Source organism: Paraburkholderia sp. UCT31 (genome assembly GCF_014397655.1).
Taxonomy (GTDB): Bacteria; Pseudomonadota; Gammaproteobacteria; order Burkholderiales; family Burkholderiaceae; genus Paraburkholderia; species Paraburkholderia tuberum.
The window spans coordinates 113,924-138,201 of record NZ_VZQP01000013.1; the positions used below are offsets into that span (position 1 = coordinate 113,924).

At 65.9% G+C, this 24,278-nt stretch carries 24 protein-coding genes; 10 read left to right on the top strand and 14 right to left on the bottom strand.

Going from position 1 to position 24,278, the window contains the following annotated elements:
- Positions 1–41: 41 nt before the first annotated feature.
- The 11 genes from araG to mpl all read right to left on the bottom strand — a co-directional run bounded on the left by araG (position 42) and on the right by mpl (position 12,969).
- Entirely contained in the window at positions 42–1,598 is a 1,557-nt protein-coding gene (araG, locus tag F6X40_RS13700; RefSeq protein WP_184022902.1) for an L-arabinose ABC transporter ATP-binding protein AraG, read from the bottom strand.
- A 262-nt stretch (positions 1,599–1,860) separates the two neighbouring features.
- Positions 1,861–2,859 (bottom strand): arabinose ABC transporter substrate-binding protein, encoded by a 999-nt coding sequence (locus F6X40_RS13705; protein WP_187628224.1) that lies wholly within the window; start codon positions 2,857–2,859, stop codon positions 1,861–1,863.
- Between the two features lie 120 nt (positions 2,860–2,979).
- Positions 2,980–3,768 (bottom strand): SDR family oxidoreductase, encoded by a 789-nt coding sequence (locus F6X40_RS13710; protein ID WP_187628225.1) that lies wholly within the window; start codon positions 3,766–3,768, stop codon positions 2,980–2,982.
- Positions 3,765–4,445: a 2-dehydro-3-deoxy-6-phosphogalactonate aldolase gene (locus tag F6X40_RS13715; RefSeq protein WP_184066819.1), complete on the bottom strand. Its 681-nt coding sequence runs from the start codon at positions 4,443–4,445 to the stop codon at positions 3,765–3,767. The genes F6X40_RS13710 and F6X40_RS13715 overlap by 4 nt, the downstream gene beginning before the upstream one ends.
- Positions 4,446–4,490: 45 nt before the next feature.
- The gene (locus F6X40_RS13720) at positions 4,491–5,606 is read right to left on the bottom strand and encodes a 2-dehydro-3-deoxygalactonokinase (RefSeq protein WP_187628226.1); all 1,116 of its coding nucleotides are present in this window, start codon (positions 5,604–5,606) and stop codon (positions 4,491–4,493) included.
- Positions 5,603–6,631, bottom strand: a complete 1,029-nt coding sequence (locus F6X40_RS13725) for an IclR family transcriptional regulator (RefSeq protein WP_187628227.1) — start codon at positions 6,629–6,631, stop codon at positions 5,603–5,605. Before F6X40_RS13725 ends, F6X40_RS13720 begins: the two co-directional genes overlap by 4 nt.
- A gap of 363 nt (positions 6,632–6,994) precedes the next feature.
- Entirely contained in the window at positions 6,995–7,729 is a 735-nt protein-coding gene (gene mtgA, locus F6X40_RS13730; RefSeq protein ID WP_184022897.1) for a monofunctional biosynthetic peptidoglycan transglycosylase, read from the bottom strand.
- Positions 7,730–7,754: 25 nt separating this feature from the next.
- A complete protein-coding gene (gene aroE, locus F6X40_RS13735) occupies positions 7,755–8,618 on the bottom strand; it encodes a shikimate dehydrogenase (RefSeq protein ID WP_187628228.1) in 864 nt (287 codons plus the stop codon).
- Positions 8,615–10,747 (bottom strand): ribonuclease catalytic domain-containing protein, encoded by a 2,133-nt coding sequence (locus tag F6X40_RS13740; protein ID WP_187628229.1) that lies wholly within the window; start codon positions 10,745–10,747, stop codon positions 8,615–8,617. The genes aroE and F6X40_RS13740 overlap by 4 nt, the downstream gene beginning before the upstream one ends.
- 216 nt (positions 10,748–10,963) lie before the next feature.
- Positions 10,964–11,578, bottom strand: a complete 615-nt coding sequence (locus tag F6X40_RS13745) for a YqiA/YcfP family alpha/beta fold hydrolase (RefSeq protein ID WP_184066831.1) — start codon at positions 11,576–11,578, stop codon at positions 10,964–10,966.
- Positions 11,575–12,969, bottom strand: a complete 1,395-nt coding sequence (mpl, locus tag F6X40_RS13750; protein WP_187628230.1) for a UDP-N-acetylmuramate:L-alanyl-gamma-D-glutamyl-meso-diaminopimelate ligase — start codon at positions 12,967–12,969, stop codon at positions 11,575–11,577. Before mpl ends, F6X40_RS13745 begins: the two co-directional genes overlap by 4 nt.
- Before the next feature lie 188 nt (positions 12,970–13,157).
- Here mpl and F6X40_RS13755 point away from each other — a divergent pair, with 188 nt between their 5' ends.
- The 10 genes from F6X40_RS13755 to F6X40_RS13800 all read left to right on the top strand — a co-directional run bounded on the left by F6X40_RS13755 (position 13,158) and on the right by F6X40_RS13800 (position 21,530).
- Positions 13,158–13,808 (top strand): UDP-N-acetylmuramate--alanine ligase, encoded by a 651-nt coding sequence (locus tag F6X40_RS13755; RefSeq protein ID WP_184066837.1) that lies wholly within the window; start codon positions 13,158–13,160, stop codon positions 13,806–13,808.
- A gap of 19 nt (positions 13,809–13,827) precedes the next feature.
- Positions 13,828–14,388 carry a TlpA family protein disulfide reductase gene (locus F6X40_RS13760; protein ID WP_187628231.1) on the top strand — a complete coding sequence of 187 codons (561 nt, stop codon included), beginning with the start codon at positions 13,828–13,830 and terminating at the stop codon, positions 14,386–14,388.
- 208 nt (positions 14,389–14,596) lie between these two features.
- Entirely contained in the window at positions 14,597–15,052 is a 456-nt protein-coding gene (gene aroQ, locus F6X40_RS13765; protein WP_187628232.1) for a type II 3-dehydroquinate dehydratase, read from the top strand.
- Between the two features lie 78 nt (positions 15,053–15,130).
- Positions 15,131–15,604 carry an acetyl-CoA carboxylase biotin carboxyl carrier protein gene (gene accB / locus F6X40_RS13770; RefSeq protein WP_090801903.1) on the top strand — a complete coding sequence of 158 codons (474 nt, stop codon included), beginning with the start codon at positions 15,131–15,133 and terminating at the stop codon, positions 15,602–15,604.
- 116 nt (positions 15,605–15,720) lie between these two features.
- A complete protein-coding gene (accC, locus tag F6X40_RS13775; protein WP_184006568.1) occupies positions 15,721–17,085 on the top strand; it encodes an acetyl-CoA carboxylase biotin carboxylase subunit in 1,365 nt (454 codons plus the stop codon).
- A 3-nt stretch (positions 17,086–17,088) separates the two neighbouring features.
- On the top strand, positions 17,089–17,991 hold the full coding sequence (gene prmA / locus F6X40_RS13780; RefSeq protein ID WP_184066844.1) for a 50S ribosomal protein L11 methyltransferase: 903 nt from the start codon (positions 17,089–17,091) through the stop codon (positions 17,989–17,991).
- 47 nt (positions 17,992–18,038) lie between these two features.
- Complete coding sequence (locus F6X40_RS13785; protein WP_187628233.1) at positions 18,039–19,421, top strand: zinc-ribbon and DUF3426 domain-containing protein; 1,383 nt, start codon at positions 18,039–18,041, stop codon at positions 19,419–19,421.
- Positions 19,422–19,493: 72 nt separating this feature from the next.
- A complete protein-coding gene (tpx, locus tag F6X40_RS13790) occupies positions 19,494–19,994 on the top strand; it encodes a thiol peroxidase (RefSeq protein WP_090801909.1) in 501 nt (166 codons plus the stop codon).
- Positions 19,995–20,089: 95 nt separating this feature from the next.
- Positions 20,090–21,028, top strand: a complete 939-nt coding sequence (locus tag F6X40_RS13795) for a carbohydrate kinase family protein (RefSeq protein WP_090801910.1) — start codon at positions 20,090–20,092, stop codon at positions 21,026–21,028.
- A 25-nt stretch (positions 21,029–21,053) separates the two neighbouring features.
- Positions 21,054–21,530, top strand: a complete 477-nt coding sequence (locus tag F6X40_RS13800) for a glycine zipper 2TM domain-containing protein (RefSeq protein WP_184006573.1) — start codon at positions 21,054–21,056, stop codon at positions 21,528–21,530.
- 224 nt (positions 21,531–21,754) lie between these two features.
- Here the strand turns inward: F6X40_RS13800 and F6X40_RS13805 are convergent, their stop codons facing one another.
- From F6X40_RS13805 to F6X40_RS13815, 3 genes are all read right to left on the bottom strand, one after another.
- Positions 21,755–22,381, bottom strand: coding sequence for a histone H1-like DNA-binding protein (locus F6X40_RS13805; RefSeq protein WP_184066851.1), 627 nt, complete (start codon positions 22,379–22,381; stop codon positions 21,755–21,757).
- Between the two features lie 29 nt (positions 22,382–22,410).
- Positions 22,411–22,728, bottom strand: a complete 318-nt coding sequence (locus F6X40_RS13810; protein ID WP_184066854.1) for a hypothetical protein — start codon at positions 22,726–22,728, stop codon at positions 22,411–22,413.
- 87 nt (positions 22,729–22,815) lie between these two features.
- Positions 22,816–24,051 carry a ribonucleotide-diphosphate reductase subunit beta gene (locus tag F6X40_RS13815; RefSeq protein WP_187628234.1) on the bottom strand — a complete coding sequence of 412 codons (1,236 nt, stop codon included), beginning with the start codon at positions 24,049–24,051 and terminating at the stop codon, positions 22,816–22,818.
- Positions 24,052–24,278 lie beyond the last annotated feature (227 nt).

A 24,278-nucleotide genomic window follows, 5' to 3' on the forward strand; every position in this document is an offset into this window, starting at 1 on the left:
CCCCGTTCCCCACGGGTTGCGGACTCGCGTCCGGATAAGGTTCAGGCCGCGCGCGACGCGCTCTGGTTGGCGGCGTTGGCGTTCGCGTTTTCAGGCAGCGCGGTCGAGCTTTGCGGCAGCGCGAGGCTCAGCACCGACTGCTCGGTCGCGTCCTTGCGCGCGAGCTCGCCGGAAATGCGGCCCTGGCGCATCACGACGATCCGGTCAGACACGCCGAGCACTTCCGGCAATTCCGACGAAATCATCACGATCGCGCAGCCGCGCTCCGCGAGCTGATAGATCACGTTATAGATCTCGTGTTTCGCGCCGACGTCGATGCCGCGTGTCGGTTCGTCGAGAATCACGACTTTCAGATCGGGCTCGGCGAGCCAGCGCGACAGAATCGCCTTCTGCTGGTTGCCGCCCGACAGGAAGCGGATCTTCTGCCGCCGATGCGGCGTCTTGATCTTCAGCAGCTTGATGAAACGATCCGCCGTCTGCGCCTCCTTCTTGCGATCGAGAAACACGCCCGCGCGCAGATAGTGACGGCGGCAGCTGATGTTGATGTTCTCCGCGACGCTCGCCATCGCGACGATGCCCTCTTCCTTGCGATCCTCGGGGCACAGCACGATGCCGTGCTTAATGGCCTCGCCCGCGCTGCGCACCTTGATTGGCTTGCCGTCGAGTATGAGTTCGCCGCCCTTGCGATGCTCGGCGCCGTACACCAGATGCATCAGCTCGCTGCGGCCCGCGCCGACGAGTCCGAAGAAGCCGACGATCTCGCCGCGCCGCACCTCGAAGCTCGCCGGCTGCGCGAGCGGATGACCTTCGATCGCCTTCGCCGCGAAACGCACTTCGCCGAGCGGCCGCGCCGAATAGCTATAGATGTCCGAAATTTCGCGCCCGACCATCTCGCTGACGATCGTGTCGCGCGACACGCCTTCTAGCGTCGGATGCGACGCGACCTTGCGGCCGTCGCGGAAGATCGTGCACGCGTCGCACAGCTCGTAGATCTCGTCCATCCGATGTGAGATGTAGATCATCGCGCGGTTGTCGGCGCGCAGATCGCGCACCAGCTTGAACAGCACCTCGGTCTCGCGGTGCGACAGCGAGCTGGTCGGCTCGTCGAGCGCGATCACGCGCGCGTTGCGCATCAGCGCCTTGCAGATTTCGACCATCTGCCGCTGCGCGATCGACAGCTTGCGCAGCTTGGCGTTCGGATCGAGCGCGACGCCCATCGCTTCGAGCCGCTCGCGCACGAAGCGCTTCGCCTCGCGCTTGTTGACCCAGCCGAGCGCATTGGGCAACTGGCCGAGCAGCAGATTCTCCGCGACCGTGAGGTCGGGCACGTACTGCAGTTCCTGGTGAATCACCGCGATGCCGGCACCGATCGACGCGGCCGCGCTCGGAAAGCGCACCTCGTTGCCGTCGATCAGCATGCGGCCCGAATCGGGCTGATACTCGCCGCCGAGAATTTTCAGCAGCGTCGATTTCCCGGCGCCGTTTTCGCCCATCAGGCCGTGCACCTGGCCGACGTTGACGTCGAAGGACACGCCGTCGAGCGCACGCACGCCTGGAAAAACCTTGCCGATATTGTCAAACCGTAGCGTCGCTGACACTTCGCCTCCTTGTCGACCGGAGTTAGCGCTTTAGCGCTTACTCCGGTCCCATGCAGTTTCATCGCGGTCGACCGGAGTTAGCGCTTTAGCGCTTACTCCGGTCCCACGCAAGATATTGCTGCTTCATGTTGACCGTACGCGTATCGCACGCGGTCCGTCTGTCTACCGCAGATCGTCTCTCGCCGTCGGCGCGCCGTCCCCTGCGCCAGGCAGGGAAAGCGACGCGCCGGCGGTGTACTTCATACCACCGCAAGTCTTGCGATTACTTCGACGCGAGGCCCATCTTCTCGCGCACTTCGCCGACGTTGTCGCGCGTCGCCAGCATGCCGGTCGTCAGCGTCAGCAGCGGCGGCTCCTTGCCCTGCGTGATCCACGCGTACATCAGTTCCGAGGTTTCCTCGCCGTGGCGCTTCGGGCTGATGATCACGGTGCCGTAGAAGCCCGTCGGCTGCGGCTTCTTGAACTCGTTCATCGCGGACTCCGAACCGCCGATGCCGATGCCGATCATGTTGTCGGCCTTGAAGCCACGGCCTTCCGCCGCGCGCACCGCGCCGAGCACGCCTTCGTCGTTCAGCGCGTAAGCGACCCAGTGCTTGAACTGCGGGTTCTTCGTCAGCGCGATGTTGGCGGCGTTGAACGCGTTTTCCGTGTCGGTCTTCGCCTGCGGCGCGGTGACGATGTTCGCTTTCGGGAAGCCCGCGGCGACCAGCGCGTCGGTCGCGCCAGTGGTGCGGTCATGCGCGGTCGGCAGCTGCTCGTAGGTCACGTCGATCGCGCCGACGTCCTTCATGTCCCAGCCGCGCTTCTTGATTTCAGCCGCGATGCCGTCGCCAACCTGCTTGCCGATGTTATACGCCGAGATGCCCATATGCGGCACCGCCTCGATCGGCTTGCCCGCGCCGTCGACGAGGCGGTCGTCGACCGTCATCATCTTCAGGCCGTCCGCCTTCGCCTTGGCGACGATGCCCGGCCCGAGCTTGACGTCGGGCGTGCAGATCACGAAGCCTTGCGCCTTCTGGGCGGCGAGGTTATCGATTGCGCTCATCACCTTCTCGCCCGACGGCGCGCCGATCTTCACGAGCGTGAAGCCCTTCTGCCTGGCGGCCATCTCGGCGAACTTCCATTCGTCCTGGAACCACGGTTCTTCCGGCTGCTTCACGAGGAAGCCGATCTTGACTGAATCGGCGGCCTGGACGACCGGTGCGTTGAAGAGCACACCCGCCGCCGCCGCTGCCAGCGTGAGGAAAATTCTGCGTTTCATAATGCGTGTCTCCTGACTAATTGATAACGAGAAGGTAATCGGCCGCGTCTTCTTGTACCGGTCTGACACACGCGGCCAGCGCGTCGTCCGGTGTTCTGTGCGTCTTCTGGCGATGCGAATTCAGTCGTGGTAAAGCACCGAGCGCCCGCCATCGACGGTGATGCAGCTCGCATTGATGAACGGCGCTTCGTCCGACGCGAGGAACACCGCGGTCATCGCCACCTCCTCCGGACGGCCGATGCGCTTCATCGGCTGCAGATCGAGTGTCGCCTGCTGCGCGGCGGCCGGATCGGACTGCTCGTTCCACCAGTCGTGCGTCAGCTGCGTCTCGATGTAGCCCGGCGCGATCGCGTTCACGCGCACGTTGCGCGGCGCGTACTCGATGCCGAGCGCGCGCGTGAGGCCAATCACGCCGTGCTTCGCGACCGGGTACGGAAAGCAGCCCGGAATGATCTTGAACGCGTGCGTCGACGCGATGTTCACGATGCTGCCCGCGCCACGCTCGACCATGCCCGGCAGCACCGCGCGACAGCCGTTCCACACGCCGTCGAGATCGACCGCGAAGCAGCGCCGCCAATCGGCTTCGGTCATCGTCAGCGGATCGCAGAACACGTTGATGCCCGCGTTGTTGACGAGGATGTCGAGCGCGCCGAACGCGCGTTCGCCTTCGCTGACCGCGTGCCGCACCGACGCCGGTTGCGTCACGTCGGTCTGCACCGCGAGCACGCGCGCGCCGGCGCCGGTGCCAACTTCCGCCTCGATCTGCGCGGCCGTGCGCTGCGCCGTGTCGAAGTCGAGTTCCGCCAGCACGACCGCCGCGCCTTCGCGCGCGAACGCCAGCGCGATCGCCGCGCCTATGCCACGTCCAGCGCCCGTCACGAGAGCGGCTTTGCCGGCGAGCCGGTTCATTTCTTCACGCCCGCGCGGGCGATCCGCAGACCGTTGATGAACGCCTTCGCATGCGACGCGGTCACCGCCGCGCTCTGGCCCGGCTTGTACAGCGCCGAGCCGAGGCCGAAACCGTTCGCGCCGGCGCTCAGGAACGGCCCCATGTTGTCCGGCGTGACGCCGCCGACCGGCACGAGCGGCACCTGCGCGGCGATCACCGCGCGCCATGCCTTGACGACCTGGCAGCCGAGCTGCTCGGCGGGGAACATCTTCAGCACGTCCGCGCCGTTCTTCAGCGCGATGAACGCCTCGGTCGGCGTCGCGACGCCGGGCGCGCAGGCGAGGCCCCGCGCCTTCGCGGCGATCACGACTTCCGGATCGCTGTGCGGCATCACGATGAGTTCGCCGCCCGCGGCCTTCACGTCGTCCACCAACAGCGGATGCAGCACCGTGCCCGCGCCGACGATCGCGTCGGCCGGCAGCACCTTGCGGATCGCCGAGATGCTGTCGAACGGCTGCGGCGAATTGAGCGGTACTTCGACGATGCGAAAACCGGCTTCGTACAGGGCCTGACCGTGATCGGCCGCGTCGGCGGGCGTGACGCCGCGCAGGATCGCGATCAGCGGACAGGCTTCGAACGCGGCGATCAGACCCGCGTGCGGCATGTACGGTGCGGGCAGATTGATGTGTGGTTGCATGTCGGTTCCTTGTTTCGTGAGCGTCGTAAAGGGCTCTGCCGCCGGTCAGCCTGCGCGCGCCGCCTGGGCGGACGGCCGGACGAGCCCCGCTTCGACGGCGACGCGCCACAGGCCGCGTTCGGTTGCATGCCTGACCGGCTCCGCGCGCAGACAGCCGAATTGCGCGAGCGCGAGGCGGTAGCGCTCGCACAGCGCGTCGTTGCCGATCAGCCGCAGACTCTGCTGCGCGAGCGAGCTGCCTTGCTGCGCGAGTACCGCTTCGAGGCCGGCGAGTTCGTGCCCGATCAGCAGGCCCGACAGATAGTCCGGCTGTGCCTCGCTCGACAGCGCGCCGGTCAAGCCGAGCGTGCGCGTGCTGAACACGGTCGCGAGCACGCCTGCCTGGCCCTTCTCGCGCGCGATGTTCACGCCGCGCAGAAATGCTTCGGTATCCGGGCGATCGGGCGTGATCATCGTGCGGCCGAGAATCGTGTGCTCGCGCAGCGCGGCGAACACCTCGCCGGTCATGAACGTATGAAAACGCTCGATGCGCTCCGCCTGCACGACCGCCCATTTCGCGTGCGTGCCGGGCAGGCCGATCAGCGAGCGGGCGTTGCTGTCGACCGAGTTCGCGTCGTGCGCGCCGTCCGCGTCCGCGCTGAGCGCGCCGAAAATTTGCGTCTCCTCGCCGCGCATCACGTTCGGCAATTCCCCGCGTTGCAGCACGCCCGGCACGATATGCAGCGTCGCGCCGCGCGCGGTCTGCACGCGGACGATACCGGCCACCAGCGCATTGGCGTTCGCGGGTGTCTCGACATACGGCGCTTCGAGCCAGCCCTGCGCGCTGCCGACCATCCCCGCCGCGATCACCGGCACGCCGCGCGCATGGTCGAGCCATGCGCCGCAGGCGTCGTCGAACGCGGCGTCGAAGCCGCCCTCGGCCGCGCCACGCGGCAGATTCATGATGCCGGCCGTCGATGCGCGCGTCGCCAGCACGCGACCGTGCGCGTCGAACAGATAGGCGCGCAGCGACGTCGTGCCCCAGTCGAGCCCGATCAGCGCGGCGTGCGTGAAATCGACGGCGGCGGTATCGGCGGCGGCGGTCGCGTCCGGCTTCACGCCCGAGGTGGGCGCGGCGGGCGCCCGGTGGTTCGCCAGCGTGGCGGTGCCCGCTTGTTTCATCGCTTGATCCTGCGCGTGGCCGGTCGCGGTGCGCGCCAACCGAGTTCTTCCGATATCGCGCGCGCCTCGCGCTGCACGACCGGAATCAGTTCGTCCATCCGTTCGAGCGGCATATAGGGAATCGTGCTGGCCACCGACAACGCCGCGACGATCGCGCCCGACGCATCGCGCACCGGCGCCGCGACGCAACGGATCGCCGCTTCGTTCTCTTCGAGATCGAACGTGTAGCCGCCGGCCGCGTAGTTCGTCATGCGCTGCAGGAAGGTCGGCGCATCGGGGCGGTTGTCCGGCTTGAAGCTGACGCCTGCGAGCGCGCGGCGCGACGCGTCGAACAGCGACTGCCATGCGTCCGGCGCGAGGTCGAGCATCATCGCCTTGCCGATGCCGGTCGACGCGAGCGGCATCCGATGGCCGACGCGCGAGCGCATTTCGAGGCCGCGCGTGCCGGGGATCTTGTCGATGTACAGCACGTCGTCGCCGTCGCGCACGCCGAGGTGGATCGTGTCGAGCGTCTGCTCGGCCAGCGACTCGAGGTGCGGACGCGCGACGGCCGTCAGCGGCATCTGTTCGAGCGCGATCGTGCCGAGCTCGATCAGCTTCGGCCCGAGCAGATAGCCGCCCTGCACCTGGCGCAGATAGCGCGCCTGCACGAGGCTGCTGACGAGCCGGTGCGTGGTGCTGCGGGTCGTGCCGAGCGCGGCGCCGAAGCTGCGCAGATCGCGCACACCGGCCGCGGCGGCCTCGAGAATCGCAAGGCCGCGCAACAGTGTCTGCGTGCCGGCCTGCTGCGGCGTGATTTCCAGCAGCGTGACCGGCAGCCCGAGACCGTCGACGGTCGCCGCGCGCGCCACCGGGCGCGACGCCCTCGCGGTAACGGACGCACCGGCGGCGACATTGGCGGTGACGGCTGAAGCCTCGCGCGGCGCGGAATTCAGCGCCGGATTCGCGGCGCTGTTCGGCCCGCCGTTCGAGCCCTGCGCGGCCTCGGTCGCGCTGGCGGCGGGAGTGGGCATCGCTTTGTTCATGGCGATTCGCCTTCGGATGGTTTCTGCGCTTAGCGCGCGGGGCCGGAGAACAGGGCGGAAACGGGTGCGGCGCCGCGCTCGCGCGGCTGCCGTGGTTGGCTGCCAGACATGGTCGGTCTCGTCTCCGGTTTTTTTCTGTCGCAGTTCGCTGTTTCGGCGCGCTGGGGCGCCGACTCGCGATGCATGTTGGCTTGGATTGTAGGGCGACTTTTGAGAATCACCAATATGTGAATGTTGAGTCCATATAGTGAGATTTTAGTGGGCGATCGAGTGTTTAGCGAACTGTCGCGGTCGCGGTCTGCTGACGCAAAAAAGCCCGCGCGAGGCGGGCTTCGAAGCAGGACAACGGGATCGAGGGCTCTTTCAATCCGGCAATTCAGCCGCGCCCATCCGCCGCGCAATCACGCGCGCGCGTTGCGTGAGATACGCCGAATTCCTGTGTTCATCGAAATACCTGGGGCGTGGCAGCATCACCGCGAGCCGCGCCGACTGCGCGGCCGTGAGCTTGCTCGCCGAGGTCTTGAAGTAGTACTGCGCGGCCGCCTCGGCGCCGTACACGCCGCTGCCCCATTCGACCGAGTTCAGATAGATCTCGAAGATGCGCTGCTTGTCCATCAGCGTTTCGAGCATCCACGTGATGATCAGCTCCTGGCCTTTGCGGATATAGCTTTTCTCGCGCGACAGAAACAGGTTGCGCGCAAGCTGCTGCGAGATCGTCGAGCCGCCGCGCACGATCCGGCCTTGCGCCTTGTTGCGCTCCCACGCCTGCAGGATCGCGTCGGTTTCGTAGCCTTTGTTGTTGACGAAGTTCGCGTCTTCGGACGCGATGATCGCGCGCTTCAGGTTGCGCGAAATCTGATCGTACGGCACCCACGTTCGCTGCACCGACAGATCCGGCCGGTCCTGCGACAGACGCCATGCGTCCGAGCGCATGAACGCGGTCGAGCGCGGATTGACGACGTTCCAGATTGCGATCTGCGCGAAGTAGTACGCCTGCGTCGCGAGCCAGGCGATGGCCACGACCGCGGTCAACCAGGCGAGCCAGCGCAGCGGGCCGGACTGGCCGCGCGAACCGCTGGCGCGCCGCGTCGCTGTCATGGTGCGTGCTATCCGCGCGCCGACGTTACGCGGGCGACGGCGCCGTCAGCAGCGCGCGCAATTCGGCGAGCACCGCCGCACTGTCCGGACGCACGCCGCGCCACACATGGAACGATTCGGCGGCCTGCTCGACCAGCATGCCGAGTCCGTCGGCGCCGCGCGCGCCGAGTTTCGCCGCGTGCTGCATGAAGATGGTCGGATGCGCGCCGTACATCATGTCGTAGGCGAGCGTGCCGTTGCCGAACGCGCGATCGTCGCACTCGGGCAGCGACGCATCGAGGCTGCCCGCGGTCGCGTTGACGATCACGTCGTACTGGCCCGCTTCGATCGCGCGGGCGCTGCCGCCGGTCAGACGGCAATGCGCGCCGCTGGCAGCCTGCGCGAACTGGTCGACCAGCGCTTCGGCCTTCTGCGCCGTGCGATTGACGATCGTCAGCGTATGCGGTGCGCGCTCGAGCATCGGCAGCACGACACCGCGCGCGGCCCCGCCCGCGCCGAGCAGCAGGATGCGCGCGCCCTTCAGCGACACGCCGAGATTCACCTCGATGTCGCGCACGAGGCCGAAGCCATCAGTGTTGTCGCCGTAGATGCCGTCGGCGTCGACCCGCAGCGTGTTCACCGCGCCGGCCGCCGCCGCGCGCGGCGACAGCGTGTTCGCGAATGCATGCGCGTCGAGCTTGAACGGCACCGTCACGTTCAGGCCGCGTCCGCCCGCTTCGATGAACGCGCGCACGTGCGGCACGAACGCGTCGAGCGGCGCGAGCAGATGACCGTACTCGACCGGCTCGCCGGTTTGCGCGGCGAAGCGGCCGTGGATGAACGGCGACTTGCTATGCCCGACGGGGTTGCCGATGACCGCGTAGCGCTCGCGCGTTGGGTTGCCGCTCATCGTCCCGGCTCCGTGATGTGTTGGTCGCGGTCGGCGTTGTTCGCGGCGTCGTTGCCGTCGCCGGTCGCCGCGGATTCGTCTGCGCTGGGGTTGTCGTTGGGATTGCCGCCGTCGGCTTCCGCTTCGGCTTCGGCTTCGCTTTCGGCGCTGTCGTCGGATGCCTCGAGCAACTCTTCCTCGCTCTCGTCCTCGCCTTCTTCGGCTTCGCCGCCGCTCGTCACGGTCGGTGCATCGAGCACGTGCAACAGACGCACCGACGCTTCGATCGTCAGCTCATCGATCGACATGACTTCCATCTGCAAACGCGTGCCGCGCGCATGCACGCCGAGGCCCGGCACGTGCAGCAGCAGCGGAATTTCCTCGAGACGCACGAGATCGCCCTTCACGACCGACGCGACCACCTGCTTGCGGTTTTCCTGCCTGAGCCAGCGCAGACACCAGAAGTACTCCATGCGACGCTGATAGTCGGCGTACGCGGTGTAGGTGTCGTCGAAGCCTTGCACGACCGCGAACAGATCGGCGTCCTTCGGCTTGAACGGCGCGGCGAGCTTGGCGGTCACGCCATGCTGCACGCACGCGATCAGCTGCCACTGATTCACGAGGTCGACGTAGCGGCGCAGCGGCGACGTGCTCCACGCGTACTGCGTGACGCCGAGCCCTTCGTGCGGCGCGGCGTTGGTCTGCATGCGCGTGCGCTTCGGGCCGCTCGGCACGCCGAACGCGCGCTGCGTGCGATAGATGCCCGGCACGCCGTGATCGTGCAGGAACCCGCCCCACGACGAGTTCGCGAGAATCGCCAGCTCGGCGACGATCGTGTCGAGCGGCGAGCCGCGCCGGCGCGGCGTAATCGTGACATGCTCGCCGTCGACGTAGAAATTGAAGTCGGTATTGCGCTGCACTTCGCGGCGCAGGCCGTAGCCGGCGCGCGCGGTCTGGCGCTTTTCGAACAGCGCTTGCGCGAACGGCCACAGCACGGCGATATCGTCCTTGTGCGGATACTCGCCGGTGCCCTCGGCGAGCGCCTTCTCGGTGACGATTTCGTCGAGCGTGTTGTGGCGCAGATTGTTCTTCACGAACACGCGCTCGGCGCGCGTTTCGCTCGCGACGATCTCCTGCGTCTCGCGATTGACGATCACGTACAGCGACAGCGCCGGCCGATACCCACCCTCGGCAAGCGTGAAGGTGTCGACGACGCTGTCGGGCAGCATCGTGATCTTGTCGCCGGGCATGTAGACCGTCGACAGACGCGCGCGCGCAATCGCATCGACCTCGTCGCCACGCTGGATGCCGAGCGCCGGCGCGGCGATGTGCACGCCGATGCGCACACGGCCGTCGGCCAGATGCTCGACCGAGAACGCGTCGTCGATTTCGGTCGTGGTGATGTCGTCGATCGAGAACGCCTCGACGTCGGCCTGCGGCAGATCGTCGGGCACGTTCGCGGCCGCGACGGACGGGAAGCCGGTGCCGTGCGGGAAGAACTCGGACAGGAACTTCGCTTCGTGCAGCGCGCGCGGCGACGCGATCGCGCCGCATTCGAGCATCAGCCGCGCCTGCGAGATGCCGCGCGCGGCCGCGGCGCCCTCGAGCGCCTTGTACTCGATGGTGTTCTTGTCGGGCTTCGTCAAGAGCGCGAGCCCCTTGCCGCCCGCGAACGCTTCAGGCAGACGGCCTGCCTTCAGCTCTTCCTCGTACTGCGCCTGCACGAGCGCCTGCTGACGCTTGCGCTCGAGGCCCGCGAGCGCCATCTTCAGTTGCTCCTGCGGCGCGCGCTGGTACATGCCGCGGCCCTTGCGGCGGAAGTACACCGGCGAGCCCTGCATGCGCAGCACCAGCGCCGCGCGCTCGATCGCGCCGAAGCTCGCGCCGAAGTACTCGGCGCCCAGCGTCGCGAACGAAAATTCATCGTCCGGCGCGCATTCCCACAGGAAGTCCAGATCGATCTCTTGCGCCAACGCGTCGGCCTGCTGCATCAGTTCGGCCGCGCTGGGCTTCTCGAACTCGATCAGCACATCCTTCGCGCGCACCTTCGCGCGCCGCCCGCCCGGCAACTCGACCTGAAACGCGTCGCCCTGGCGCGACAGCACGCTGCCGGCCTTGAAACTGCCCGATTCCTCGAAGAAAACGTTCACTCAATACTCTCGTTCTGACTTGCGTCTGCCGTCGCGCCCGACGCCCTGTGGCGATCGATCACTGCATGCGCGGCACGGCAACCTGTTCGTGATAGTGAATCCGCGGCGCGCACTGCGCGTGCCAGCGGGTTGAATCTTGCGACCAGCGGTGGCGGTCGGTGTGCCTCTCTGACTGACGTCCTGGCAGGGTTTCGGTGCCGCCGCCCTTGCGTGCCGTCAGGCCGCCGCGCACGGCGCCGGCGGCTCGACGTGTTCGGCGTCGCAAAAGGCCAGCACGTCGTCGAGATACTGCGCGAACTCGCTGATCGCGTGGTCGCTGCCCTCGATCAGCGTGGTGCGCGCGCCCGGATAGTGCGCGAGCATTTCGCGGTAGTCGAGCACTTCGTCGCCGGTGGCTGCCATCAAATAATAGCGTTCGGGCCGCGTGATCGACGCGACGCCGAGCGCGCGCAATTCATCCAGATGATGCGGCTCGACGACGATGCTGCCGCCACCGTGCCACAACGGCTGCTCGCCGAGATACGCGCTCAGGTCGCGCTGCGGCACGACCGCCGGGTTCAGCAACACGGCCGGCCAGCCGTGTTTCTCGGCCAGATGGGTGGCGAAGTAGCCGCCGAGCGAACTGCCGATCACGGTCACCTGCCGCGCATCGCCCTTCGCGCGTGCGTCGGCGACCAGCGATTCGGCGAGCGCCACGGTTTCGAACGGCGACACCGGCAGCATCGGGCAGCACCACTCGTCGGCGCGACCCAGCTCGGCGAGACGCGCCGCGAGCAGGCGCGCCTTGAACGAATTCGGCGACGAACGGAAACCGTGCAGATACAGAATCACGACGCGCCTCGCGTCGAAAGACCGTCGAGCAGTTTCTGATGCACGCCGCCGAAACCGCCGTTGCTCATCACCAGAATCTGGTCGCCGGGGCGCGCCGCGTGGACCACCGCCTTCACGAGCGCGTCGAGGTTGTCGAACGCCTGCGCCTTGCCGTCGAGCGGCGCGAGCGCTTCGCCGAGGTTCCAGCCGAGCGCGTCGCGCCCGCTCGGCGCGCCGTAGCCGAACACGAGATCGGCGTCGGCGAGGCTCGCCGGCAGTTGCGCTTTCATCACGCCGAGCTTCATCGTGTTCGAGCGCGGTTCCAGCACCGCAAGGATTCGCGTGTTGTCGCGGCCGACCCGCGCGCGCAGGCCGGCCACCGTCGTCTCGATCGCGGTGGGGTGATGCGCGAAGTCGTCGTACACGGTCACACCCTCGACGCTGCCACGCACTTCCATGCGGCGCTTCACGTTGCGAAAGCCGGACAGCGACTTCGCGGCCTGCGCGGGCGGCACGCCGACATGGCGCGCGGCGGCGAGCGCGGCGAGCGCGTTCAGGCGGTTATGCTCGCCCTGCACCTGCCAGTCGACCACGCCGACGCGCTCGCCGTTGTGATAGACGGCGAAGCGTTCGTCGACGGGCACGCCCTGCTCCGCCGCCTGGATCTCCCAGCCGCCCTGGACGCCGAAGCGCTCGACCTCGCTCCAGCAGCCGCGCGTCAGTACGCGCTCGAGCGCGTCCTCGCGGCCGTTCGTGACGACGCGGCCGAGGCGTGGCACCGTGCGGATCAGATGATGGAACTGCGTTTCGATCGCGGCGAGATCAGGGAAGATGTCGGCGTGATCGAATTCGAGATTGTTCAGCACCGCCGTTTTCGGGCGGTAATGGACGAACTTCGAGCGTTTGTCGAAGAATGCGGTGTCGTATTCGTCCGCTTCGATCACGAAAAAGCTCGAATCGGTGAGCCGCGCCGACACGCCGAAATTCAGCGGCACACCGCCGATCAGGAAGCCGGGGTTCAGGCCCGCGTCTTCGAGCAGCCAGGTCAGCATCGAGCTCGTGGTGGTCTTGCCGTGCGTGCCGGCCACGGCCAGCACCCATTTGCCGTTCAGCACGTGCTCGCCGAGCCACTGCGGACCGGACACGTACGGCAGGCCGCGGTCCAGAATCGCTTCCATCAGCGGGTTGCCGCGCGTGACCACGTTGCCGATCACGAATAGATCCGCGTTCAGGCCGTTCAGTTGGTCCGCGTCATAACCCTCGATCAGACCGATGCCTTGCGCCTCGAGCTGCGTGCTCATCGGCGGATAGACGCCGGCGTCGCAGCCGGTCACGGTGTGGCCCGCATTGCGCGCGAGCACCGCGAGACCGCCCATGAAGGTGCCGCAGATGCCGAGGATGTGGATATGCATAAGCCTGTCGTGCCGCGGGGGCGTTTCTTGCGAGGGATGAGAGAGCCACAGGACGGTCGGAACGACCGTCTGCAAAGGACGCCTATTGTAACCGACGCGACGCGCGCTGCCCCCTGCCGGCCACGCCCGGCGCCGCCCCGTGCGGGCCGCCGAACCGCGTCGCAGGCTCGATCGAGTATCATGCAAGGATGGTCCGCAAATCACATTTCGATCCGCAGCGCCTGCGCGAGGAAATCGCAATCGCGGCGGCACGCCTGATTGCCGAAGACGGCCTGGATTACGCCAGCGCGAAGCGCAAGGCGGCCCGGCAGGTCGTCGGCGAGACTCGTGTTGCCGGCGAATGGCTGCCGGACAACGATCAGATCGAAGAAGAAATCCGCGAATATCAGTCGCTGTTCCAGAGCGACAGCCAGCCGGCGCTGCTGCGGCGCCTGCGCATGATCGCGGTCGACTGGATGGAGCGGCTCGCGCCGTTCAATCCGTATCTGACGGGCGCGGTGCTCGGCGGTACGGCCGGCGAGCATTCGGATGTGCATCTGCAGGTGTTTTGCGACAACCCGAAGGAAGTCGCGATCTACATGCTCAATGCAAACATCCAGTACGACGTGTCGGAAACGCGCCACTTCGCGGGCCGCGGCTACGTGGAGACGCTGAGCTTTCTGTGGCGCCCCGCGGGCGAGCGCAACGCCGAGCCGGTCGGCATCCACGTCGCGCTGTACGAAACCGACGACCTGCGTGGCGCGGTACGCGCCGACGCGCGCGGCCGCACGGCGCGGGCCAATTTGCCGGCGGTGCAGGCGCTGCTCGACGGCGACGAAGTGCCGTCCTTCACCAATTGATCAGACAGAACGGAGCACGATGAACACGAGACGTATGCTGGCGGGCGCGGTCGTCGCGCTGATTGCCGCGGGCGGCGGCGTACTGGCCAATCACTGGCTCAATCGCGGTTCCGACGTCGCGTACGCGGCGCAGGCCGGGGCGCAGCCTGCCACCTCTGCGAGTCCCGTGCAGCAACTGTGGACCGCCCCGGTCACGAACGTCGACGGCAAACCGCAGTCGCTGAGCCTGCTCAAGGGCCACCCGATCGTCGTCAACTTCTGGGCGTCGTGGTGCGCTCCGTGCGTCGAGGAAATGCCCGCGCTGTCGCAGATCCAGCGCGAGTATGCGAAGAAAGGCATCCAGTTCGTCGGCCTCGGCGTCGACTCGGAAAAGAACATCCAGACCTTCCTGCAGAAGGTCAAGGTCGCGTACCCCATCTACGTGACCGGCTTCGGGGGCGCCGACCTCGCGCGCGCGTTCGGCAACAATGCGGGCGGTTTGCCGTTTACCGTCGTGATCGACGCAAAAGGCAACATCCGCTCGACAAAATTGGGCCAGATCGACCCGACGGCGCTGCGTCAGACGCTCGACGCGCTGTAAATTTCCCGATTTCCCACGCTGCGCTTTTTGGCATGCGATTCCGTGCAGAACGAGCAAAAATACACGGATAATTCCCGAATTTGAGTGAAGTTGGACCCAAGGCTGCGCCGCGGCCCGCGCCGGCCGTCGCCGCGTACACGCGCGAAACTAGACAAGTTTCTCTAATCAGCGCTAAAGTGCGCGCAATTCCACGGAAAAAGAAGCGACCATGACGCGACTGCTGGTACTGCACGGACCCAACCTCAATCTTCTCGGCAGCCGGGAACCCGAGGTCTACGGTCGCGTGACCCTGCCGCAGATCGATCAGGCGCTGGCGGACCGCGCAGCCGACGCAGGCGTCGAATTCGCGTCGTTTCAGAGCAATCACGAAGGCGCACTGGTCGACCGTATTCAGGCGGCCCGCACCGAGCAAACCGATTTCATCCTGATCAATCCCGCCGCGTACACACACACGAGCGTGGCCATTCGCGACGCACTGGCGGGGGTCGGCATCCCGTTCGTCGAGATTCATCTGTCGAACGTGCATCGCCGTGAACCGTTCCGGCATCACTCGTATTTCTCCGACCAGGCTGAGGGCGTCATTTGCGGCCTGGGCTGGAAGGGGTATCTGTACGCGCTCGAATTCGCGCTCGACCGGCTCGCGGCCGGGTCGTCGCGCGGCTGAATCCAAACACGTCCAATTTGAGCCGGCTACTGCGACTTGCACACGCCGGCACACTACGCATTGAAAAGGGGCACCCTGATGGATCTACGTAAACTCAAAACTCTGATCGACCTCGTCTCGGAGTCCGGTATTTCCGAACTCGAAGTGACCGAGGGCGAAGGCAAGGTCCGCATCGTCAAGAATGCGCCGCCGGTTTACGTCCAACCGTCCGCCTCATACGCCGTACCGCAATTCGCACAACCGGCACCGTTCGGCGCTGTCGAAGCACCGGCAGCCCCCGCGGGCGCTCCGGCCACGCCGGCCGCCGCCGCACCGCAGGGTCACGTCGTCACCTCGCCGATGGTCGGCACGTTCTACCGCGCGCCGTCGCCGGGCGCCGATCCGTTCGTGCAGGTCGGTGACACGGTCAAGGAAGGCCAGACCATCTGCATCATCGAAGCGATGAAGCTGCTCAACGAGATCGAGTCGGACAAGTCCGGCGTGGTCAAGGAAATCCTCGTCGAAAACGGCCAGGCGGTCGAATACGGCCAACCGCTGTTCGTGGTCGGCTAACGCGGCACGCACTATTTGCCGCCCGCGCGCCGCTCGTCCCGAGGCGCGCGACCGATCCTCTGCGGCAGCCGGCGTCGTGACCGACCCGGCGCCCATTGATGAGTCGAAAACCCGCTATGTTTGAAAAAATCCTCATTGCCAATCGTGGCGAGATCGCGCTTCGTATCCAGCGCGCCTGCCGCGAGCTCGGCGTCAAGACGGTCGTCGTCTATTCGGAAGCCGACAAGGAAGCCAAGTACGTGAAGCTCGCCGACGAGGCGGTCTGCATCGGCCCGGCACCGTCGAATCTGAGCTATCTGAACATGCCCGCGCTGATCAGCGCGGCCGAAGTCACCGACGCCGAAGCGATCCACCCCGGCTACGGCTTCCTGTCGGAGAACGCCGACTTCGCCGAGCGCGTCGAGCAGTCCGGCTTTACCTTCATCGGCCCGCGTCCGGAAACGATCCGCATGATGGGCGACAAGGTCACGGCCAAGCAGACCATGATCAAGACCGGCGTGCCTTGCGTGCCGGGTTCGGAAGGCGCGCTGCCGGACGATCCGAAGGAGATCGTGAAGATCGCCCGCCAGATCGGTTATCCGGTCATCATCAAGGCGGCTGGCGGCGGCGGCGGCCGCGGCATGCGCGTGGTCCACACGGAAGCGGCGCTCGTCAACGCGGTCATCATGACCCGCGAGGAAGCCGGCCGCGCGTTCGGCAACCCGCAGGTCTACATGGAGAAATTCCTCGAGAACCCGCGGCACATCGAAATCCAGGTGCTGGCCGACTCGTTCAAGAACGCCGTGTGGCTCGGCGAGCGCGACTGCTCGATGCAACGCCGTCACCAGAAGGTGATCGAGGAAGCGCCGGCGCCGGGCATCGCGCGTCGCCTGATCGACCGTATCGGCGATCGTTGCGCGGACGCGTGCAAGAAGATGGGCTATCTCGGCGCGGGCACCTTCGAGTTCCTGTATGAAAACGGCGAGTTCTACTTCATCGAGATGAACACGCGCGTACAGGTCGAGCATCCGGTGACCGAACTGATCACCGGTGTCGACATCGTGCAGGAACAGATCCGCATCGCGGCCGGCGAGAAGCTCACGTTCCGTCAGCGCGACATCCAGTTCCGCGGCCATGCGATCGAATGCCGGATCAACGCCGAAGATCCGTTCAAGTTCACGCCGTCACCGGGACGCCTGACCTCGTGGCATATGCCGGGCGGTCCCGGCATCCGCGTCGATTCGCACGCCTACAATGGTTATTTCGTGCCGCCGAACTACGATTCGATGATCGGCAAGCTGATCGCTTACGGCGCCACGCGCGAACAGGCGATCATGCGGATGCGCATCGCGCTGTCGGAAATGGTGGTCGAAGGTATTCAGACCAACATCCCGCTGCACCGTGAGCTGATGCTCGACGCGAAGTTCGTCGAAGGCGGCACCAGCATCCACTACCTCGAAAACCGGCTGGCCGCGCGTCAGCAGGTCGCGGAAGAAGCGTAAGTCATGAGCTATCGGGAACTGGTTGCCGAACTGGCGCGCGAGCACGCGGAGGAGTTGTCCGACGCGCTGCTCGAGCTGGGCGCGTTGTCGGTGTCGGTCGAAGACGCCGACGCCGACACGCCCGACGAGCAGCCGCTGTTCGGCGAGCCCGGCCTCACGCCGGATCGCACGGCATGGCAGCATTCGCGTGTGATCGCGCTGCTCGCGCCGGAACACGATCCGGCCGTGCTGCTAACCGCCGCGGCCAACGAGATCGGACTCGATGCCGCGCCGGCATATACCGTGCGCGAGGTCGAGGAGCAGGACTGGGTGCGACTCACGCAGTCGCAGTTCGATCCGATCCAGATCGGCGAGCGCATCTGGGTCGTGCCGTCGTGGCACGATGCGCCGGACCCCGACGCGCTCGTGCTCGAACTCGATCCGGGTCTCGCGTTCGGCACCGGCAGCCACCCCACCACGCGTCTGTGCATGGAGTGGATCGAGCAGTCGATCAAGCCCGGCCAGTCCGTGCTCGACTACGGCTGCGGCTCGGGCATCCTCGCGATTCTCGCGAAGAAGTGCGGCGCCGCTCCGGTGATCGGCATCGATATCGATCCGCAGGCGGTCGAATCGGCGCGTCACAATAGCGAACGCAATCACGCCGAAGTCACCTATGGCCTGCCCGACGCCTGTCCGGCCGGCGAATTCGACGTCGTGGTCGCGAACATTCTCTCCAATCCGCTCAAGCTGATGGCGTCGATGCTGTCGTCGAAGGTGAAGCCGGGCGGCCACATCGCGCTGTCGGGCATTCTCGCCCGCCAGGCCGAGGAGGTCGCGCAGGTCTACGCGCGCTGGATCGATATCAGCGTGTGGCGCGAACATGAAGGTTGGGTGTGCCTCGCCGGAACGCGCCGCGAAAGCAATTAGAATAAGGCGTATTGTCAACCTAACGGCCTCAGGCTCAACGGCTCGATATGCACCTGGCAACGCGTTGCCCCTTCTGCGAAACTGTCTTCCTTCTGCAACCGGCGCAGCTTGCGCAGCGCCGCGGCCTCGTGCGGTGCGGGCATTGCCAGGAAGTCTTCGACGCGTCGAGCAGTCTGTTCGACGTCTCCGAAGGCGGCGATTTTTCCACGGCCAAACCGGTTGCCGCCGCGGCGGCAATCGAAGCGCTGTCGGGTGTGCGGCAACCCAAGCCGGACTTCAGCGGCAACGCGTGGGACCCGTGGGCGCCGGCTTCGGAACAAGACTCCACCAGCATTTCCCGCAGCACGCTCGATGCCCGTTTGCGCGACCACGCGAGCAGCGTGCCGCTCGCGCCGCTGCCGCTTGGCGGCAACGAGCACGCACCCGTCACATCGGGCACTCCTCGCCAGGCGACCGAACCGGAATTGCGCGCCGGCGCTTTCACGGCACCGCTGCCCGGGGACGATGAGCCGACGCTGGCCGACGCGCCGCTCGAACCCTTCGCCTATCCCGTCGACAACGCGGTCGATGAACCGCCTGTCGTCCCGCCCACCGCGCCTGCTTCCCCACCGCGAGTCGAAGACGAAGCGCCGCGCGTCTGGCACAAGATCGAACGCCCGGAGCCGTCCACGCTCGATGAACCGGCGCTGCGCGAACCGGCAAGTCTGCATGGCATGCCCGACAACGAGCCGCACTTCGGCCCGGTCGGTGGGGGCGTGGGCGGCTTCGGCGCCGCCGCAGGCATGGCTGCCGCAGGTGCTTCGGGCGCCGGCGGTCCCGGCGGCCCGCGCCCGCCGGGCGGTCCGTCGCTCGCCCCATCGAGCGGCGAGCCATTCTCGGTCAATCCTCCCGTCAGCGATGGCGACGATCCGTTCCCGGTCGTGCGCGAAACCCGCCCGGTGGACGCCAAACGCGTCGGCTGGATCGTCGCCGGTGTGGTGCTCGCCGCGCTGCTCGTCATTGCGCTGCTCGCGCAACTCGCGTGGTGGCAACGCGAGACCGTGATGGTCAACCTGCCGCGCTCGCAGATCCTGTACGCGCAGGCCTGCGCGCATCTCGGCTGTCAGCTGACGCCGCCGCACGACATCGAAGGCCTGCTGGTCGAGCCCTCCGATCTGCGGCAGATCGATGGCCCGCACAAGCTCGAGCTGAAGATGCCGCTGCACAACCGCCTGAACATCGCGCTCGCCTACCCCGCGATCGAACTCACGCTGCTCGACGATCAGAACAACGTCGCCGTGCGGCGCGTGCTGTGGCCGCAGGATTACGTGCCGCCCGGCACCGTGATCGCGTCCGGCCTGCCCGCGCACGCGACGCAGACGATGATCGTGCACCTCGACACCGGCAGCGCGATTGCCTCCAATTTTCGCGTACAGATTTTTTATCCGTAACGCACCCTCGCGCGCCCGCTCCCGAGCGGGCGCATCATTGTCATCACTGACGCCCTTTTCGGAGCACAACACATGAGTCAAGTCACGCTGGGTGGCAACCCGATCGAAGTAAGCGGCACGTTCCCGTCGGTCGGCCAGCAGGCCGCCGCATTCTCGCTGATCGGCCGAGACCTGAAGCCGCTGACGCTCGCCGACTTCGCCGGCAAGCGCAAGGTGCTCAATATCGTCCCGAGTCTCGACACGCCGACCTGCGCGACGTCGACGCGCAAGTTCAACGAAGCCGCCGCGAAGCTCAGCAACACGGCCGTGATCGTCGTGTCGGGCGACCTGCCGTTCGCGGCGTCGCGCTTCTGCACGACCGAGGGCATCGAGAACGTGGTGACCGCGTCGACGTTCCGCGGCCATGAGTTCGCGCAAGCGTACGGCGTCGACGTGACGAGCGGTCCGCTGACCGGCCTGACCGCGCGCGCGGTCGTCGTGCTCGACGAAAACGACAAGGTCGTGCACGCCGAGCTGGTCGGCGAGATCAAGAACGAGCCGAACTACGACGCAGCGCTCGCCGCGCTGAAGTAAGCCCTCTCGCGCGCGAACCACGGCGCCGCGCCTCGCGCGCGGCGCTGTCGGCGCGGCGCGTCTCTTCCCACCGCTTTCATACAGGAACGCTCGCCTTGGCTACGCTCATCTGCGGCTCGCTCGCGTACGACAACATCATGACCTTCGAAGGCCGCTTTCGGGAGCACATCCTGCCGGAGCAGGTCCACATTCTGAACGTAAGCTTTCTCGTGCCGACCATGCGTCGCGAGTTCGGCGGCTGCGCGGGCAACATCGCCTATGCGCTGAATCTGCTCGGCGGCGACGCACGCATCATGGGCGCGATCGGCGCCGTCGACGCACAGCTCTATCTGGACCGGCTCGCGCAGCTCGGCCTGTCGACGGAAAACGTGCTCGTCGTGCCCGACACCTACTCGGCGCAGGCGATGATCACGACCGACCTCGAGAACAACCAGATCACCGCTTTCCATCCGGGCGCGATGATGCAGTCGCATCAGAACCGCGCCGACGAAGTGGCGGGCCTGACGCTCGGCATCGTCGCGCCGGACGGCTATGACGGCATGGTCCAGCACTCCGAACAGCTTGCCGCCGCAGGCGTGCCGTTCATCTTCGATCCGGGCCAGGGCTTGCCGCTGTTCGACGGCGAGACGCTGCGGCGCATCATTGAACTTGCTACTTATGTAGCGGTCAACGATTACGAAGCCGCGCTGGTGAGCAACAAGACCGGCTGGTCGATCGAACAGATCGCCGGCAAGGTCGACGCGCTGATCATCACGCTCGGCGAGAAGGGTGCGCAGATCCATCACGGCGGCGGTATCGAAGAGATTCCGGCGGTAACGGCCAGGCAGGTGCTCGATCCCACCGGCTGCGGCGACGCGTTTCGCGGTGGCTTGCTCTACGGTATCGAGAAGGGTCTCGGGTGGGCCACGACCGGCCGTCTCGCCAGCCTGATGGGCGCACTGAAGATCGAGCATCAAGGCCCGCAAAACTACGCGCCCAGTCGGGCGGAAATCAACGAGCGGTTCAAGCAGGCCTTCGGATACGACCTGCACTGATATCGCGTGCTATGGGAGTTTGGGAATGAGAACATCGAGTCGCCTGATCGTCGTCACCTTGATCGCCGGTTCGCTGGCCATGTCGGGGTGTGCGGTCAACAGCAGCTCTCCCGACGTTTTCACCGCCTCGCAGGCGCAGCGTGAACAGACGGTTCGCATGGCCACGGTGGAGAGCGTGCGCGCGGTGCGGATCAGCACGAACGACGGTCAGCCGATCGGCATCGGCGCACTCGGTGGCGCGGCGCTCGGCGCGCTCGCCGGCAGCACGATCGGCGGCGGACGTGGCTCGGTCGCGACGGGTATCGTCGGCGGCATCGGCGGTGCGGTCGCCGGCAATGCAATCGAAAACCGCGTCGCCATGCGCGACGGTATCGAAATCACCGTGCGCCTCGACAACGGCGACATGCGCGCCGTCACCCAAACTGCTACCGGCGAAATCTTCCGCGCCGGCGATCGCGTGAGGCTGCTGTCGAGCGGCGGCGTCACGCGCGTCACACACTAAGCGCACCTCCCGCGCGGCGGCGCGTAGTTCAGCGCCGCGACGACGACTTCACACGCATGGGTCCTCACGGGTCCATGCGTGTTTTTTCTTTTCGGGACGACGGGCAAAAAAAACCCGCCACCAGCACACCGGTAACGGGTCATTGACCGGGTGGCGCCCGCAAGAAATCGAGCACGACCCGGTCATCCGACACATCGTACGATGTGTCGACTTACTGCTACTGCTTACGGACGGCTGCCCGTCGGGAACGGCCATGCCGCTGCCGGGTTCAGCGCGGTCTTCACCGTCGCCGCCGGTGCGCTCGAGACAGCAGGCGCAGCGGGAGCAGGCGCGGCCTTCTTGGCGACAGCCTTCTTCGCAGGGGCAGCCTTCTTCGCAGGCGCAGCGGCCTTCTTCGCGGCAGCCTTCTTGGCAGGTGCAGCTTTCTTGGCTGCAGCCTTTTTGGCAGGCGCCGCCTTCTTGGCAGCGGCCTTCTTCGCCGCGACCTTCTTCGCCGGTGCTGCCTTCTTCGCTGCGGCCTTCTTCGCCGGTGCTGCCTTCTTCGCTGCGACCTTCTTCGCTGCGACCTTCTTCACCGCGGCTTTCTTCGCCGGTGCTGCCTTCTTCGCCGCGACCTTCTTCGCTGCAACCTTCTTCGCCGCGACCTTCTTCACTGCGGCTTTCTTCGCCGGTGCTGCCTTCTTCGCCGCGACCTTCTTCGCTGCAACCTTCTTCGCGGCGACCTTCTTCACTGCGACCTTCTTCGCGGCGACCTTCTTGGCCGGAGCAGCCTTCTTAGCGGGAGCAGCCTTCTTTGCTGCGGTCTTCTTTGCTGCGGGCTTCTTGGCCGCGGCCTTCTTTGCAGTTGCCATCATTTTCTCCTTCAGGTTTTCAGATGAGGTCAGTTCAAACTACACCCTTCGTCAAAACCCGCTTCCCGCGGACGCTTCTCAGGGCGCGCGCTACGAAGCGGGCTATTCATCGGCGTACGCAGGTGCGGCGCGCTTACGCTAATGAATGCGGTAAGGCGCGCCGTGCCCGAAGGCACCGCGCGCCAAATCTGGTCGGCGTCGCAAGGCGACGCCGGCAATTGCTTGATCGGGCCGCCGGCAGCGACGCCAGCGGCTTTTTCCGGGGGGAAGTTTGCCCATCCCACTGAAGGGTCCGCAAAGTGCCTGTCATGTTGGTGGGCCGTCAAGGCACCGGGCACGCTTTGCATCAGGCCGTTCTGCTCCTAACCCGGGGCGCCGCGGCCACAGGCGGCGGCATCCCCATCAATGAATACATCCGCGATACGAATCCCGGCTTACTCCCAGGAAAGCGCACCGCCAGTCTGATATTCGATCACTCGCGTCTCGAAGAAATTGCGTTCCTTCTTCAGATCGATCATCTCGCTCATCCACGGGAACGGGTTTTCCTCGTTCGGGTAGAGCGGATCGAGACCGATCTGCTGGCAACGGCGGTTGCAAATGAAGCGCAGATAGCTCTTGAACATCGACGCGTTGAGGCCGAGCACGCCGCGCGGCATCGTATCTTCGGCGTAGCGGTATTCGAGCTCGACCGCCTGCTGGAAGATCGCGCGAATTTCGGCGCGGAATTCGGCCGTCCACAGGTGCGGGTTTTCGAGTTTGATCTGGTTGATCAGGTCGATGCCGAAGTTGCAGTGCATCGACTCGTCACGCAGGATGTACTGGTACTGCTCCGCCGCGCCGGTCATCTTGTTCTGGCGGCCGAGCGCCAGGATTTGCGTAAAGCCGACGTAGAAGAACAGGCCTTCCATCACACAGGCGAACACGATCAGCGAGCGCAGCAGCGTCTGGTCTGCTTCGAGCGTACCGGTCTTGAAGGCCGGGTCGGTCAGCACGTGGATGTACGGAATCAGGAATTCGTCTTTCGCGCGGATCGATGGAACCTCGTGATACGCGTTGAAGATTTCGCCCTCGTCCAGACCGAGCGACTCGACGATGTACTGGTAAGCGTGCGTGTGGATCGCCTCTTCGAACGCCTGGCGCAGCAGGAACTGGCGGCATTCGGGCGCCGTGATGTGGCGGTAGGTGCCCAGCACGATGTTGTTGGCGGCGAGGGAATCTGCCGTCACGAAGAAACCCAGGTTGCGCTTGACGACGCGGCGCTCGTCTTCGGTCAGGCCGTCCGGGTCTTTCCACAGGGCGATGTCGCGCGACATGTTCACTTCCTGCGGCATCCAGTGGTTGGCGCAACCCGCCAGATACTTTTCCCAAGCCCACTTGTACTTGAACGGCACCAACTGATTGACGTCAGTCTGGCCGTTGATGATGCGCTTGTCGGCGACATTGACGCGCGCTTCGGAAGCGGCCGCCGCGTTGGCAACCGCGTTGCCAATATGAGCGACGGGAGCGACAGCGACGTCGTTCGCGAAGACTTCTTGAGCGGAGGGAGCATGCGGCGCGGAACGCGTTCCGATTTGCGAATCCACAGCCGACCCCGCAGCGTTGCGCAACACGTTCGGTTGCGTCGCGCTCGAGGGAGTTACGGCAGTGATCTCGTCATCCCAGTTGAGCATAAATGTCACCATCAATTTAGAACGGTTTGTACCATCTTTTCACGAGCGATAAAAGAGTTCACTCGCGAAAATTCCTGTTTTCGATTCGCGTTGCTACGTTCATACAACACTTTGTTCGACATGCTGCGTGTGACCCATCCAGTGACGCGTGATGAACGCGAGTTCAACATGTGTTGCCGAGGTCCTTCGCGAACTCGAAGAGCAACGTTTTGACACGACGTTTCGTT

Bases quoted from the DNA above. Each gene is read 5' to 3' on its own strand.
- F6X40_RS13705 (WP_187628224.1), bottom strand. From the start codon at position 2,859: ATGAAACGCAGAATTTTCCTCACGCTGGCAGCGGCGGCGGCGGGTGTG.
- F6X40_RS13710 (WP_187628225.1), bottom strand. From the start codon at position 3,768: ATGAACCGGCTCGCCGGCAAAGCCGCTCTCGTGACGGGCGCTGGACGT.
- F6X40_RS13715 (WP_184066819.1), bottom strand. From the start codon at position 4,445: ATGCAACCACACATCAATCTGCCCGCACCGTACATGCCGCACGCGGGT.
- F6X40_RS13720 (WP_187628226.1), bottom strand. From the start codon at position 5,606: ATGAAACAAGCGGGCACCGCCACGCTGGCGAACCACCGGGCGCCCGCC.
- F6X40_RS13725 (WP_187628227.1), bottom strand. From the start codon at position 6,631: ATGAACAAAGCGATGCCCACTCCCGCCGCCAGCGCGACCGAGGCCGCG.
- mtgA (WP_184022897.1), bottom strand. From the start codon at position 7,729: ATGACAGCGACGCGGCGCGCCAGCGGTTCGCGCGGCCAGTCCGGCCCG.
- aroE (WP_187628228.1), bottom strand. From the start codon at position 8,618: ATGAGCGGCAACCCAACGCGCGAGCGCTACGCGGTCATCGGCAACCCC.
- mpl (WP_187628230.1), bottom strand. From the start codon at position 12,969: ATGCATATCCACATCCTCGGCATCTGCGGCACCTTCATGGGCGGTCTC.
- F6X40_RS13755 (WP_184066837.1), top strand. From the start codon at position 13,158: ATGGTCCGCAAATCACATTTCGATCCGCAGCGCCTGCGCGAGGAAATC.
- F6X40_RS13760 (WP_187628231.1), top strand. From the start codon at position 13,828: ATGAACACGAGACGTATGCTGGCGGGCGCGGTCGTCGCGCTGATTGCC.
- aroQ (WP_187628232.1), top strand. From the start codon at position 14,597: ATGACGCGACTGCTGGTACTGCACGGACCCAACCTCAATCTTCTCGGC.
- accB (WP_090801903.1), top strand. From the start codon at position 15,131: ATGGATCTACGTAAACTCAAAACTCTGATCGACCTCGTCTCGGAGTCC.
- accC (WP_184006568.1), top strand. From the start codon at position 15,721: ATGTTTGAAAAAATCCTCATTGCCAATCGTGGCGAGATCGCGCTTCGT.
- prmA (WP_184066844.1), top strand. From the start codon at position 17,089: ATGAGCTATCGGGAACTGGTTGCCGAACTGGCGCGCGAGCACGCGGAG.
- F6X40_RS13785 (WP_187628233.1), top strand. From the start codon at position 18,039: ATGCACCTGGCAACGCGTTGCCCCTTCTGCGAAACTGTCTTCCTTCTG.
- tpx (WP_090801909.1), top strand. From the start codon at position 19,494: ATGAGTCAAGTCACGCTGGGTGGCAACCCGATCGAAGTAAGCGGCACG.
- F6X40_RS13800 (WP_184006573.1), top strand. From the start codon at position 21,054: ATGAGAACATCGAGTCGCCTGATCGTCGTCACCTTGATCGCCGGTTCG.
- F6X40_RS13805 (WP_184066851.1), bottom strand. From the start codon at position 22,381: ATGGCAACTGCAAAGAAGGCCGCGGCCAAGAAGCCCGCAGCAAAGAAG.
- F6X40_RS13810 (WP_184066854.1), bottom strand. From the start codon at position 22,728: ATGCAAAGCGTGCCCGGTGCCTTGACGGCCCACCAACATGACAGGCAC.
- F6X40_RS13815 (WP_187628234.1), bottom strand. From the start codon at position 24,051: ATGCTCAACTGGGATGACGAGATCACTGCCGTAACTCCCTCGAGCGCG.